The sequence below is a fragment of the Agromyces sp. NPDC058110 genome (assembly GCF_042884735.1).
Taxonomy (GTDB): domain Bacteria; phylum Actinomycetota; class Actinomycetes; order Actinomycetales; family Microbacteriaceae; genus Agromyces.
Genome location: NZ_JBHVTI010000008.1, coordinates 94,266 through 108,327, shown reverse-complemented (window position 1 = coordinate 108,327; position 14,062 = coordinate 94,266). Strand labels below are relative to the sequence as shown.

Here is a 14,062-nt window from a genome sequence, read left to right as displayed (position 1 = left end):
CTGTCCCGACCCCGGGGCAGCGGTCGTGTCGCGCCTAGCCCGCGAGCGCCTTCGCGATGCGCTGCGGCGAGACCGTCTCGGCCGTGCGGAGCTCCTGCGCGAAGAGGCTCACGCGCAGCTCCTCGAGCATCCACCGCACGCGCACGAGTCGCTCGGGCGCCTCGGGGTCGATGGGCATACGCCCGCCGGCGGCTTCGAACGCGTCGAACGCGGGCGTGAACTGGTTCATGGCCTGCCGATCGCGGCCGGGGTTCTCGACGAGCTTCGCGACGCGCGCGTTGATCGCGTCGAGGTAGCGCGGCAGGTGGCGCAGGCGCTCGAGGCCCGTCGCCGACACGAAGCCGGCGGGCACGAGCGCCTCGAGCTGGGCGCGCGCGTCGCCGAGGGCCGACATCAACTGGATGCTCGACGCCTTCGAGATCGCACGGTCGGCCTCGCGCGCCGTCTTCAGGATGCGGGCCACGAGGGCGACCGTCTCGAACATGCGGTCCACGATCGTGGCGGCGACCGCGTCGCGCACCGCCTCGAACTCGGCGCGCGTGTGCAGCAGCCCGTCGGGGTGGCGGGCCCGCAGCTCGGCGTCGACGCACGCCGCGACGCAGTCGTCGAGCAGCGCCCGCGTGCCCGTGTAGGCGCTCGTCGCGAGCGCGAGCTTCTCGTCGTTCGAGAGGTGCTCCTGCACGTAGGCGACCGGAGTGGGCGTGGCGAGCACGAGCAGGCGACGGATGCCGCGGCGCGACGCCCGGTCGCGCTCCTCGGCCGTGGCGACGAGGCGCAGCGCCACCGACGTCTTCTCGTCGACGAGGGCGGGGTAGGCGCGGATCACGTTGCCCGCCTGGCGGGTGTCGAGGTGCGCGGGCAGGTCGTCCCATTCCCAGGCCGTGATGCCCCCGCGTTCGGCGAGCGCGGGGTCGACCGTCGCGGACTGTGCGTGCGCGTCGCCGCTCCGCGACGCACGCGTCACGGACCCGGGTGCGGATGCCGCGTCCCGACCGCCGCGACGACGGCCACCGGCATCCGGGGTCGCCGTGACGGCCTTCGCGACGGCCTCGCGCGTGCGGTCGGCGAGCTTCGCCTGGAGCGACGCGAGGTCCTTCGAGGTGCCGAGCGTGCGCCCGCGTTCGTCGACGGCCCGGTAGGTGACGCGCAGGTGCGGCGGCACGCGCTCGAGGTCGAAGTCCGACGGGTCGACGGTCGCGTAGGTGAGCGCACGGATGGTACGCCCGACCGCGAGGGTGAACGGGTCGCGCTCGTCGCCGCGCTCGGGCCCCGCGGGCAGCTCGGCGGCGATCTTCGCGGCCCACTCCGCGGCGGGCACGACCTGTCGCCGGATGACCTTCGGCAGCGTGCGCAGCAGGGCGGTGATGAGCTCGTCGCGGAGTCCGGGCACCTGCCAGTCGAAGCCCGCCGCGCTGATGCGGGACAGCAGCACGATCGGCACGACCACGGTCACGCCGTCGTCGTCGGTGCCGGGCTCGAACCGGTACGAGAGCGAGTACGTCTGGTCGCCCTGCCGCCACCGGTCGGGGAACCCGTCGCCCGTGTCGGCGACGGCGTCGTCGCCCAGCAGCGCGGCGCGCGTCATGGTGAGCAGGTCGGGCGTGCGGCGGTGCTCGCCCCGCCACCAGCGCTCGAACGAGCGCACGTCGGTGACGTCGGCCGGCACGCGCGACTCGTAGAAGCGCATCACGGTCTCGTCGCCCACGAGGAGGTCGCGGCGGCGGGTGCGCTCCTCGACCTCGGTCAGCCCACGCAGCAGGTCGCGGTTCGCGCGCACGAAGCCGAAGACCCGGCGGTCGAGGCGGCTGGAGTCCCAGTCCTCCTCGACGAGCGCGTGCCGCACGAACAGCTCGTGGGCGAGCTCGGCGTCGACGCGCGCGAGCTGGATGCGGCGCTTCGCGACGATGGGCACGCCGAAGAGCGTGACCTTCTCGTCGGCAACGGCCGAGCCCTGCCGGCGCTCCCAGCGCGGCTCGCTGAACGACCGCTTCGCGAGCGGACCCGCGAGCTGCTCGGCCCACGCCGGGTCGATGGCGGCGTTCGTGCGGGCGAACAGGCGGCTCGTCTCGACGAGTTCGGCGCTCATGATCGCGAGCGGCGGCTTCTTCGCGAGCGCAGAGCCCGGGAACACGACGAACCGAGTGCTGCGTGCGCCGACGAACTCGGCCTGCTGGCGGCGGCCCTTGCGTTCGGCCTCGCGCGTCGAGCCCGCACCGCCGCGGCCGGTCGAGGTCTTCGAGTCGTCGCGCAGGCCGATCTGCGAGAGCAGGCCCGAGAGCAGCGCTCGGTGGATGCCGTCGCCGTTCGGTTCGCCGGCCTCGTTCGCCACGTGGAGCCCGAGCGGCTTCGCGAGGCTCCGGAGCTGCCGCACGAGGTCCTGCCATTCGCGCACGCGCAGGTAGTTCAGGTACTCCGACTTGCACATGCGCCGGAACGCGCTGCCCGAGAGCTCCTTCTGCTTGGCCTCGAGGTGGTTCCACAGGTTCAGCAGCGTGAGGAAATCGCTCGTCGGGTCGACGAAGCGGGCGTGGAAGCCGTCGGCGACCTCGCGGCGTTCGAGCGGGCGCTCGCGCGGGTCCTGCACGGTGAGGCCAGCGACGATCGCGAGCACCTCGCGCGAGACGCCCTGCGTCTTGGACTCCAGCACCATGCGGGCGAACCGCGGCTCGATCGGCAGGCGCGAGAGTTGGCGGCCGATGCGCGTCAGTTGCGGGCCGCGTGCGGCCGCGGCATCCGCCCCACCTGATCGGCCTGCGCGATCGCCCCGGTCGTCTTCGAGGGCGCCGAGCTCGCGCAGCAGGTCGAGGCCGTCGCGGATGCCGCGCGCGTCGGGCGGCGTGAGGAACGGGAACTCCTCGATGGGCCCGAGCCCGAGCGAGGCCATCTGCAGGATCACGGCCGCGAGGTTCGTGCGCAGGATCTCGGGGTCGGTGAACTCGGGGCGCCGCTCGAAGTCCTCTTCGGAGTAGAGGCGGATCGCGATGCCGTCGCTCGTGCGGCCCGACCGGCCCGAGCGCTGGTTCGCCGAGGCCTGCGAGATGGGCTCGATCGGCAGTCGCTGCACCTTCGAACGCACGGAGTACCGGCTGATGCGCGCGGTTCCGGCGTCGACGACGTACCGGATGCCGGGCACGGTGAGGCTCGTCTCGGCGACGTTCGTCGCGAGCACGACGCGTCGGCGGAGGCCCGCGACCTTCGACGGCTCGAACACCCGGTGCTGGTCGGCCGACGAGAGCCGGCCGTAGAGGGGGAGCACCTCGGTCTCGCCGCCGCGGCCACCGCGCCCGCGACCGCCCGTGCCGTAGTGCGCCCGCACGGCGGCCTCGGCGTCGCGGATCTCGCCCTCGCCCGACAGGAACACGAGCACGTCGCCCGACGACTCGCGGTCGAACTCGTCGAGGGCGTCGAGGATGCCGCGCTGCACGTCGCGATCGTCGGCCGCGGCCCCCTCGTCGTCGCTGTCGTCGCCGCCGGCGCCCGAACCCGCCTCGGCGACGAGCGGACGGTAGCGCACCTCGACGGGGTACGTGCGGCCCGACACCTCGATGACGGGGGCGGACACCGGCTCGGGCAGCGGCGCGCCCGCGGCATCCGTCGTCGTCGCGAAGTGCCGCGCGAAGCTCTCGGGGTCGATCGTCGCGCTCGTGATGATGACCTTGAGGTCGGGACGCCGGGGGAGCAGCCGTGCGAGGTAGCCGAGCAGGAAGTCGATGTTGAGGCTGCGCTCGTGCGCCTCGTCGATGATGATCGTGTCGTACTTGCGCAGCTCGCGGTCGCGGTGGATCTCGTTCAGCAGGATGCCGTCGGTCATGACCTTGATGCGCGTGGCCGCGCTCACCTTGTCGGTGAACCGCACCTGGTAGCCGACGAGGTCGCCGAGCTCGACCTGCAGCTCCTCGCTGATGCGCTCGGCGATCGTGCGGGCCGCGAGGCGCCTGGGCTGCGTGTGCGCGATCGACTCCCGGCCGAGCTCGAGGCAGATCTTCGGCAGCTGCGTGGTCTTGCCCGAACCGGTCGCACCGGCGACGATCACGACCTGGTGCTCGCGGATGGCGCGCGCGATCTCGTCGCGCTGCCCCGAGACGGGCAGTTCGGCGGGGTAGGTGATCACGGGGACCGCGGTCCCGGGATTCGGCGAGGGCAGAGACATCAGCCCTCCATCGTACGATGCCGGTTCGGCCCAGTCGCTTCGCGGCGGGCGAACGCCCTGTCGCGGCATCGGCTCGCGTGATGGGATGGGGGCATGACCGATCAGCTCGTTCCCCGCATCCAGCTCAACGACGGCCTCTCGATCCCGCAGCTCGGGTTCGGCGTGTTCAAGGTCGATCCCGGTGAGACCGAGCGCATCGTGAGCGACGCGCTCGAGATCGGGTACCGCCACCTCGACACGGCCCGCATCTACGGCAACGAAGAGGGCGTGGGTCGGGCGATCGCGGCGTCGGGCATCCCCCGGCAGGAGCTGTACATCACGACCAAGCTGTGGAACGACGACCAGGGCGACGCGGCCACGGTGCAGGCCGCGTTCGACGCGAGCCTCGAGCGACTGGGGCTCGACTACGTCGACCTCTACCTCATCCACTGGCCGACGCCCGCACGCGACCGCTACGTCGAGACGTGGCGGGCGTTCGAGCAGCTGCGCGACAGTGCGCGCACCCGGTCGATCGGCGTCTCGAACTTCCTCGCCCACCACCTCGAACGGCTCATCGGCGAGACGGGCGTGGTGCCCGCGGTCGACCAGATCGAGCTGCACCCGTACCACCAGCAGCCCGAGACCGCCGCGTTCGCCGAGCAGCAGGGCATCGCCATCGAGGCCTGGGGGCCGCTCGGGCAGGGCAAGTACCCGCTGTTCGAGATCCCGGAGGTGACCGCCGCCGCGACCGCCCACGGGGTCACGCCCGCGCAGGTCGTCATCCGGTGGCACCTGCAGCGCGGACACATCGTCTTCCCGAAGTCGAACCGGCGCGAGCGCATGGCCGAGAACTTCGACGTGTTCGGCTTCGAGCTCACGAACGACGAGGTCGCCGCGATCACGGGCCTCGAGCGCGAGGGGCGCGTGAGCGCGCACCCCGACGAGGTCGACTGATCCGATGAACCGGCTCGCCTCTGCACTCAGCCCGTACCTGCGTTCGCACGCCGACAACCCGGTCGACTGGTACCCGTGGGGCGAGGAGGCGTTCGCCGCAGCACGCGAGCGCGATGTGCCCGTGCTCGTGTCGATCGGCTACGCGACCTGCCACTGGTGCCACGTCATGGCGCGCGAGAGCTTCAGCGACCCGGCCGTCGCCGCCTACCTGAACGAGCACTTCGTGGCGATCAAGGTCGACCGCGAGGAGCACCCCGACGTCGACGCGAGCTACCTCGCCGCGGCCTCCGCGTTCACGAAGCAGCTCGGCTGGCCGCTCACCGCGCTCACGACGCCCGAGGGTCGCACGTTCTACGCGGGCACCTACTTCCCGCCGCGCGCGGTGCAGGGCGTGCCCGCCTTCATGGACGTGCTGATCGCGGTGACGGATGCCTGGCGCGAGCGTCGTGCGGAGCTCGACGACACGGCGGCGCACGTCGCCGAGGCGCTCGCCGCGGCATCCGTCGCCGAGACCCGCGGCGACCTGCCCGGTGCGGCCGAGCTCGCCGCGGCGGCCGCGCTGCTCGCCGCCGACGAGGAGCGGGTGCACGGCGGGTTCGGCGGTGCGCCGAAGTTCCCGGTCGCGCCCGTGCTCGCCTTCCTGAGCGAACCCGGCCCGGTCGCGTCCGGTGCCGTCGCGTCCGGCCCGGTCGCGTCCGGTGCCGTCGAGTCTGGCACCGTCGCCTCCGGTGCCGTCGCTCCCGACACGGGCGGGCGCGCGCTCGCGGTGCGCACCCTGCTCGCGATGGGCGCGTCGCCGCTCCGCGACCCGGTCGAGGGCGGGTTCTTCCGCTACGCGACGCGTGCCGACTGGAGCGAGCCGCACTACGAGCGCATGCTCACCGACAACGCGCTGCTGCTGCGCGTGCTCGCCGAGCTGATCACGGGGCCGGATGCCGCGGGGCCGGGCTCGCGCGACGAACTCGAGCGGCTCGCGGCAGGCGTCGCGGCGTTCCTGCGCGGGGTCCTGCAGCTGCCGTCCGGTGGATTCGCGAGCGCGCAGGACAGCGAGAGCCTCGTCGACGGCGCCCGCAGCGAGGGCGGCTACTACGCCCTCACGAAGGCCGAGCGGATGTCGCAGCCGCCGCCCGCGCTCGACGACAAGGTGCTCGCGGGGTGGAACGGCCTCGCGATCGGTGCGCTCGCCAGGTTCGGCGCCGTGGTCGGGGGAGCGGAGGGCGCGGCCGACCTCGCGGCCGCCCGTCGGGCCGCGGATCACGTGCTGGGCCTGCACCTCGGGGCCGACGGCACGCTCGCGCGGGCCTCGCTCGGCGGGGAGGTGTCGGCCGCGGTCGCCACGCTCGAAGACCTCGGCATGCTGGCCGGCGGCCTGCTCGAGCTCGCGCTCGCCACGGGGGAGGTGTCGTACGCGGTCACCGCTCGGACGCTCCTCGATGCTGCGCTCGACCCGTCGGGCGGGTTCACGCCCCCCGGTGGCGCCGACCCGGTGCTCGCCGCCCGAGGCCTCGCGCTGCCCGACGACCCGGCCGAAGGCGCGACGCCGTCCGGGCTCACGGCCTGCGCCGACGCCGCCTGGCGGCTCTTCGCCCTCGGCGCGGGCGACCGCTACCGCGATGCCGCCGCACGTGCCATGCAGCAGGTCGCCGGCATCGCCGTGACGCGTCCGATCGCGTTCGGCGGCTCGCTCGCGGTCATGGCCCGGCTGGCCGCGCCGCTCGTGCAGCTCGTCACGGTCGTGCCCGACGGTTCGCCTGATGCGCCGGGCGGAGCGCCCGCGCCCGGCGAGCCCGCGCCCACGCCCGGCGAGCCCGCGCACGCGCACGCGCTCGTCGACGAGACGCGCCGCCACGCGGCATCCGTCACCGCCGTCGTCACCGACGCCCAGGCCGCCGCCTTCGCCGACGCCGGCTTCGAGCTCTTCGAGGGCCGCGGTTCGATCGACGGCGACCCGGCCGCCTACCGCTGCGAGTCGTTCGTGTGCGCGCTGCCGGTGCGCGATGCGGCGGCACTCGCGGCGCTCGCCGACTGAGCCGGCGGTCCCTTCCGATCGCGCTATGCCAGTTCCGCCTCATCGATGAGGCGGAACTGGCATGTCGATTGGCGAGATGGGCCGGAGCGCGTCCGGTGGTCCGGCGTTCCGGCGCTCCGGCGGTGCGGGTCACGGGTGAGCGGCGCGCGGGCCGCGCTTGCGCAGGGAGCGCGGGCGCCCTGGGCGCCGGGAGGGTCCGCCTCGGCTCAGCGCGCGGCCCGCGCGTCGAGTGCGTGCTGCACCTCGGCGTGCATCTCGGGCGAGAAGGCGACGATGCGCACGTCCTCGACCCGGGTCGGCGTGGTCGCGAGCGTCTCGACGGCGGCCGCGATCGCGTCGGCGCGCGGCCAGCCGTAGACGCCCGCGCTGACGAGCGGGAACGCGATGCTGTGCGCGCCGAGCTCGTCGGCGACCTCGAGGGCCCGCCGGTAGCACGAGACGAGCAGCGACCGGTCGCGCTCCCCGGTGGCGAAGTTCGGGCCGACGGTGTGGATGACCCAGGTCGCCGGCATCTCGCCAGCGGTCGTCCAGCCGGCGTCGCCCGTCGCGAGGCCGTTCGGGAAGCGGACGATGCAGTCGCGCAGCACGGCAGGGCCGCCTGCGCGGTGGATCGCGCCGTCGACGCCGCCCCCGCCGCGCATGGCGGTGTTCGCGGCGTTCACGATCGCATCGACCTGCTGGGTCGTGATGTCGCCGAGCACGGCGGTGATGGCGGGCATGCGGCCAGTCTCGCACCGTCGCGCTTCGGAGCCGAGGCCCTGCGGTCGTACCATGTTGGCGTGACCTCCCCCTCCGCTGCGCCGCGCGCGACCGGCGCCGCGCCCCAGACCGCCGCGGCTCACGCCGCCACGCCTCGGGCCGTCGCCCTCGCGGCGGCGCTCGATGCCGCACTCGTCGTCGTGTTCGCGGTGATCGGCCGCTCCAGCCACGCCGAGGGACTCGACCTGCCGGGCGTCTTCGGCACGGCGTGGCCGTTCCTCGTCGGCACGCTGCTCGGATGGCTCGTCGTACGGGCGTGGCGTGCTCCGTTCGCACTGTGGCCCATGGGTGTCGTCGTCTGGGCGACGACCGTGATCGTCGGCATGCTGCTGCGGGCGGCATCCGGTCAGGGCACGGCGGTCGCGTTCATCATCGTGGCGACCATCACCGTGGCGGTGCTGCTGCTCGGCTGGCGGGGCATCGCGCTGCTCGTCGGACGCCTGCGGGGGCGCGGCGCGCGGGATGCGGCATCCGATCGCACCGGAACGCCCGCCTCGTGAACCCCATCGAGTGGCTCTTCGACGCCCAACTCGTGATCGGCGACCAGGTGATCCTGTGGCGCGAGATCGTCGGCAACGTCTTCGGACTCGCGAGCGCGCTCGGCGGGCTGCGTCGCAAGATCTGGGCGTGGCCCGTCGGCATCGTCGGCAACGCGCTGCTCTTCACGGTGTTCCTCGGGGCCGTGTTCGACACCCCGAACCCCGTCAACCTGCTCGGCCAGGCCGCCCGGCAGGTCATGTTCATCATCGTGTCGATCTACGGATGGGTGCGCTGGTCGCAGCACCGACGCGCGGGCGGCGTTGACACGCCCGCGGTCGAGCCCCGCTGGGCGAGCTGGAAGGTGCGCGTCGCGCTCGGCCTCGGCATGGTCGGCGGCACGCTCGTGCTCACGCCGGTGTTCCGTGCGCTCGGCTCGTTCGAGCCGGTCTGGGCCGACGCCTGGATCTTCATGGGGTCGCTCCTCGCGACCTACGGCATGGCCAAGGGCTGGACCGAGTTCTGGCTCATCTGGGTCGCGGTCGACCTCGTGGGCGTGCCGTTGCTCATCAGCGCCGGGTACTACGCGTCGGCGTTCCTCTATGTGTTCTACGGCGCGTTCACGATCGTCGGCTTCATCACCTGGATGCGCGTGCAGCGACGTGCGGCGAGCGACGCCGGACTCCGAAGCTGACGGCGACGCGTTCACCACGTCGCCGGGTTCAGCACGTCGCCGGGTTCACCACGTCGCCGGGTTCACCAGGTCGACGGAACCCGGTCGAGCACCTTCCACACGGCCGAGCTGAGCTCGGGGTGCTCGAGCGCGATCTCGCGGAGCAGGTCGAACTCGAACTTCGCGGCCGCACCCTCTCGCGCGGCCGGGTGATAGGCCCGCGCGCGGACCGGGCTCCAGCGCTCGGAGTGCAGGCGCTCCTCGCGGAGCGTCGCGACGACCTGCTCGTCGACCGACGGCAGGTCGGGCAGGAACACCCACGGGTCTTCACCCATGCGACACCGCAGCTCGATGAGCGCCGAAAGCTCGTCGCGCGCATCTTGCCGCAGGCTCTCCAGCATCGTCGCGTGTGTCATGGCGACCTCCCCTCGCTGTCTCGATCGTAGCCAACGGTACGTGTGCCGTGTGTCGTGCGGGTTACAGCGCGTCACGCCAGATGGCCATCGGATGACGCGTGCATGACGCCGAGCGTCATCGGGGGCTTCGGGGCCGCGGGGTCGACGTCATCGGAGGCGTTTCGGGCTGTGGGGTTGAATGGACGGGTGAATGCGCACGAAGCCCCAGACTCCGACCGCATCGGCTCCGCGACGGGCGATCGCCGGAGCCGGCTGCTCGCCCTGCTACGCGACGACCTGGCGGCAGCGCACTTCACGGTCGCGGCGCTCGAGTCGCTCTGGGGCGCCGAGGCGGCGGCGGCCCTGCACCGCGGCCAGCGCGTGCCGGCCCGTCGCGTGCTCGACGCCCGACGCGCGGAGCACGCGGCATCGGCCGACCTCGCGAGCCTGGCCGAGCTGTTCGTGCTCGGCCTGCCGATCCCGCGCCACGAGTTCGCGCAGGCCGTGCCCGCCCTCGGCGTCGACGGCGCGATCGAGCTGGGGCTCGTCGCCGAGGAGGCCGCCGACGCGGGCCGGGTCGACGCGGGCCCCCGCGAGGCGCCGGCCACCGGCATCCGCCCCCTGCTCGACCTGCGGCCGTACGCCTTCACCGACGCGCGGGGCGCAGGCCACTGGTGGATCCTGTCGGACCTCGGCGAGCTCGCGCTCGGGCATGCGCTCGGCGAGCATCACGTGCTCGGCGTCGGCGGCGCCTCGTCGACGTTGTCGGGCCTGATGATCCCGGATGCCGCGGCGAGCGTGCTCGACCTCGGCACGGGCTGCGGCATCCAGGCCATGCACGCGTCGCGCTTCGCGGGCCGCGTCGTCGCGACCGACATCTCGGAGCGGGCGCTCGAGATCGCCCGCATGAACATCGAGCTGAACGGCATCGAGGGCGTCGAGTTCCGGCTCGGGAGCCTGTTCGAGCCGGTCGCCGGCGAGCGCTTCGACCGCGTCGTCTCGAACCCGCCCTTCGTCATCACGCCCCGCCGCGACGGCGTGCCCGAATACGACTACCGCGACGGCGGCATGGTCGGCGACGGCATCGTCGAGGCCGTCGTCACCGGCGTGGGCGAGCACCTCGAGCCGGGCGGCGTCGCGCAGTTGCTCGGCAACTGGGAGTACCGCGGCCGCGACGACGCGTTCGACCGGGTCGAAGACTGGGTCGACCGCAGCGGCCTCGACCACTGGATCGTCGAGCGCGAGGTGCAGCACGTCACCGAGTACGCCGAGACGTGGATCCGCGACGGCGGCACCCGCCCCGGCGCCGAGTTCGACCGCCTCTACGACGCCTGGCTCGACGACTTCGCCGAGCGCGGCGTGCGCGAGGTGGGCTTCGGGTACGTGCTCCTGCGGCGCCCCGCGGCATCCGACGCTCCGAGACTGGCGCGACTTGAGCGCCTGCACGGACCGCTCGGAGGCGACGGCGCGGCCCTCGGCTCGCACCTGTCGGAGTGCCTCGCGGCCCACGACGTGCAGGCCGGGCTCGCCGACGCCGAGCTCGCGCGCACGCGCCTGGTCGTCGCGCCCGACGTGACCGAGGAGCGCCACCACTGGCCCGGCGACGAGAACCCGACGGCGATGCTGCTGCGCCAGGGCGGCGGGTTCGGCCGTGCGATCACGCTCGACACCGGCCTCGCCGCACTCATCGGTGCGTGCGACGGCGAGCTCGAGGTCGGCCAGATCGTCGCCGCGATCGCGCACCTGCTCGAGGTCGACCCCGCGGCGCTCGCGGCCGACCTGCTGCCGGCCGTGCGCACGCTCGTCGACGACGGGATGCTGCGCTTCGCGGAGTAGACGCCGGGAGTCACAGGGGAGCGCTCCCCATGCCGCTGCGCCCGGCTCCCGTGTGATGATGTCCATCATCCCGGCAGAAGCGACCCGTTCCGCCTTCGTGCCCGCGCCGGGGCGGGCGGGGCGTCGCATGCTGGGAGGCATCGCTTGAACATCCTCGTGACCAGACGACCACGAGCCTGGGCCGTTCTCGGCGCGGTCATCGCGCTCGTGTTCGCAAGCGTCGGCATCTCCGCCGCCCCGGCCGATGCCGCGATCCCCAGCGGAACCGGGAGCATCTCGGGCCACATCACGTTGCCCGCCGGCATCGACCCCGCAACGGCCGGCCTCTCGGTCGGCGTGTTCGAGGCCTCCGTCGACAACAGCTCGATGGGCGGGTCGATCTCGCCGACCGGCGACTTCACCGTGCCGGGGCTCGGCGCAGGCACCTACAAGCTCGAGTTCCGGGCCTGGAACGAGCCGTCCGTGCTGCCCGGGTGGTACGGGGGAGCAGCCGACTTCGCCTCCGCCGCGACCGTGACGCTCACGGCGGGCCAGCAGCTCACGGGCATCGACGCGACGCTCGCGCAGGCCGGATCGATCGCGGGCACGCTGTCCGGAGTTCCGGACGGCGGCGCGAACGTCATCGTCTGGCGACTCGACGGCACCGACCAGTGGTCGCAGGCCGGGTACCAGCACGTCGCGGCGAACGGTCCGTACGAGATCTCGGGGCTCGCGGCCGGAACGTACACACTGCAGTTCAACACGGGCGTCCACCGCGATCAGTACTGGAAGTTGCAGGGCGACCTCGCCTCGGCGACGCGTATCGAGGTCGCCGGGGGCGCGCTCACCGGAATCGACGCCGACGTCTCGGCGGGGCTGAGCACGCCCAGCCTGAACGTGAGCGGATCGCGTCAGGTGGGCTCGGTGCTCCAGGTCACCGGCACCTGGGAGACGCAGCCCGACACGGTGACCTACCAGTGGTACACGAACGGCACGGCGATCGCCGGCGCGACCGCGTCGACGTACACCCCGACGGCAGCCGTGGTCGGCGCCTCCGTCAGCGTCCGGTTCGTCGGTGAGAAGGCGGGATACGTCTCGGCGACCGACGTCATCGAGGCGGGCACGATCTCGAAGGGGATCATCACGGCCGGCACGCCGTCGATCACGGGCACCACGGTCACGGGTGCGACGCTGACCGCCGTGCCCGGCACGTGGCCGACCGGAGCGACCTTCACGTACCAGTGGACCGCCTCGGGCGCGAACATCGCCGGCGCGACCGGCAAGACGTTCGTCCTCACCTCGGCGCAGCAGGGTCGACTCGTCGCGGTCGTCGTGACCGGAACCCTGCCGGGGTACGAACCCGCGACCGGGCGCAGCGCCGGCATCGGCCCGTCCCAGGCCGACGGCTACGCGGCAGCGACGCCGACGGTCTCCGGCACCCCGGCCGTCGCCTCGACGCTCACGGCCGTGACCGGCACCTGGACCTCGGGCACCGTGCTCTCCTACCAGTGGTACGCCTCGGGCGCCGCGATCAGCGGTGCGACGGCGTCGACGTTCAAGCTCACGAGCGCCCAGGCGGGCAAGACGATCTCGGTGACCGTCACCGGCAAGCTCGGCGGCAACACGCGTGCCGTCAAGCCGTCGGCTGCGACCGCGAAGGTCGCCACCGCGACCACCCCGACCGTCGCCGGATCGGCGGCCGTCGGATCGACGCTGACCGCGACCCCGGGCGCCTGGACGGCCGGCAGCGCGCTGACCTACCAGTGGTATGCCTCGGGAACGGCGATTTCGGGTGCGACGGCGTCGACGTTCAAGCTCACGTCGACGCAGGCCGGCAAGGCCATCACGGTCGCGGTGAAGGGCACGCTGTCGGGCTACGCCACGGTGACGAAGACCTCGGCGGCGACGGCGAAGGTCGCGACGGTCGCGACGCCCACGATCTCGGGAGCCGCCGAGGTCGCCTCCACGCTGACGGCGAAGACCGGCACCTGGACGACGGGCACGACGTTCACCTACCAGTGGTACGCGTCGGGCACGGCGATCTCGGGTGCGACGGCGTCGACGTACAAGCTCACGAGCGCGCAGCAGGGCACGACGATCACGGTCGCGGTGAAGGGCACGCTGTCGGGCTACCCGACGATCACGAAGACGTCGGCTGCGACGGCGAAGGTCGCGACGGTCGCCACGCCGTGGATCTCGGAGTGGATCGCCGTCGGGTCGACGGTGAAGGCGAACACCGGCACGTGGACCAGCGGCACGACGTTCACGTACCAGTGGTACGTGAACGGTACGGCGGTCTCGGGTGCGACTGCGTCGACGTTCCCGCTCACGACTTCGCACGCCGGCAAGACGATCACCCTCGCGGTGAAGGGCACGCTGTCGGGCTACTCGACGATCACGAAGACGTCGGAGGTGACGCCGAAGGTCGCGACGGTCGCGACGCCGACGATCTCGGGCACGGCGAAGGTCGGCTCGACGCTCACCGCGAAGACCGGCACCTGGACGACTGGCACGGCGTTCACGTACCAGTGGTACGCGGGGGGCACCGCGATCCCGGGTGCGACCGCGTCGACCTACCAGCTCGCGACGGCGCAGAAGGGCACGGCGGTCTCCGTCCTGGTCACGGGCACCCTCAGCGGCTACCAGACGATCGTGAAGGGGTCGTCGGCCGTCGTGCCCGTCGGCTGATCGCCTGATCCACCCGTCGAGGGCCGGTCTCCCGAACTCGGGGAGGCCGGCCCTCGGGCTGTCCGGCGGCAGACCGTGCCACGCGCCGCACCTGCGTCGGGCGCGGCCGTCTCGCAGTCGGTCGGCGGTAGTCTCGTCTGCGC

9 protein-coding genes are annotated in these 14,062 nt (G+C 73.0%); 6 read left to right on the top strand and 3 right to left on the bottom strand.

The annotated features are described in order from the left end of the window. Window positions 1–34: 34 nt before the first annotated feature. A complete protein-coding gene (gene hrpA, locus ACFVS8_RS18735; RefSeq protein ID WP_387065842.1) occupies window positions 35–4,150 on the bottom strand; it encodes an ATP-dependent RNA helicase HrpA in 4,116 nt (1,371 codons plus the stop codon). A 93-nt stretch (window positions 4,151–4,243) separates the two neighbouring features. On the opposite strand from hrpA, the gene ACFVS8_RS18730 reads away from it, so the two are divergent. Together ACFVS8_RS18730 and ACFVS8_RS18725 are read left to right on the top strand one after the other, a co-directional pair. Next, the gene (locus tag ACFVS8_RS18730; protein ID WP_387065839.1) at window positions 4,244–5,083 is read left to right on the top strand and encodes an aldo/keto reductase; all 840 of its coding nucleotides are present in this window, start codon (window positions 4,244–4,246) and stop codon (window positions 5,081–5,083) included. A 4-nt stretch (window positions 5,084–5,087) separates the two neighbouring features. After that, window positions 5,088–7,112, top strand: coding sequence for a thioredoxin domain-containing protein (locus ACFVS8_RS18725; RefSeq protein WP_387065836.1), 2,025 nt, complete (start codon window positions 5,088–5,090; stop codon window positions 7,110–7,112). Window positions 7,113–7,318: 206 nt separating this feature from the next. On the opposite strand, the gene ACFVS8_RS18720 is transcribed toward ACFVS8_RS18725, so the two are convergent. Continuing rightward, window positions 7,319–7,831, bottom strand: a complete 513-nt coding sequence (locus ACFVS8_RS18720; protein ID WP_387065833.1) for an O-acetyl-ADP-ribose deacetylase — start codon at window positions 7,829–7,831, stop codon at window positions 7,319–7,321. Between the two features lie 60 nt (window positions 7,832–7,891). Here ACFVS8_RS18720 and ACFVS8_RS18715 point away from each other — a divergent pair, with 60 nt between their 5' ends. Both ACFVS8_RS18715 and pnuC read left to right on the top strand, forming a co-directional pair. Then, window positions 7,892–8,371: a DUF3054 domain-containing protein gene (locus ACFVS8_RS18715; RefSeq protein WP_387065830.1), complete on the top strand. Its 480-nt coding sequence runs from the start codon at window positions 7,892–7,894 to the stop codon at window positions 8,369–8,371. Beyond that, entirely contained in the window at window positions 8,368–9,042 is a 675-nt protein-coding gene (gene pnuC / locus ACFVS8_RS18710) for a nicotinamide riboside transporter PnuC (RefSeq protein WP_387065828.1), read from the top strand. The genes ACFVS8_RS18715 and pnuC overlap by 4 nt, the downstream gene beginning before the upstream one ends. Before the next feature lie 62 nt (window positions 9,043–9,104). Here pnuC and ACFVS8_RS18705 read toward each other — a convergent pair whose 3' ends face one another. Continuing rightward, a complete protein-coding gene (locus ACFVS8_RS18705) occupies window positions 9,105–9,437 on the bottom strand; it encodes a hypothetical protein (protein WP_387065825.1) in 333 nt (110 codons plus the stop codon). 186 nt (window positions 9,438–9,623) lie between these two features. On the opposite strand from ACFVS8_RS18705, the gene ACFVS8_RS18700 reads away from it, so the two are divergent. Further along, window positions 9,624–11,252, top strand: a complete 1,629-nt coding sequence (locus tag ACFVS8_RS18700) for a methyltransferase (RefSeq protein ID WP_387065823.1) — start codon at window positions 9,624–9,626, stop codon at window positions 11,250–11,252. 156 nt (window positions 11,253–11,408) lie between these two features. Then, on the top strand, window positions 11,409–13,919 hold the full coding sequence (locus tag ACFVS8_RS18695) for a beta strand repeat-containing protein (protein WP_387065820.1): 2,511 nt from the start codon (window positions 11,409–11,411) through the stop codon (window positions 13,917–13,919). The last annotated feature ends 143 nt before the right edge of the window (window positions 13,920–14,062 follow it).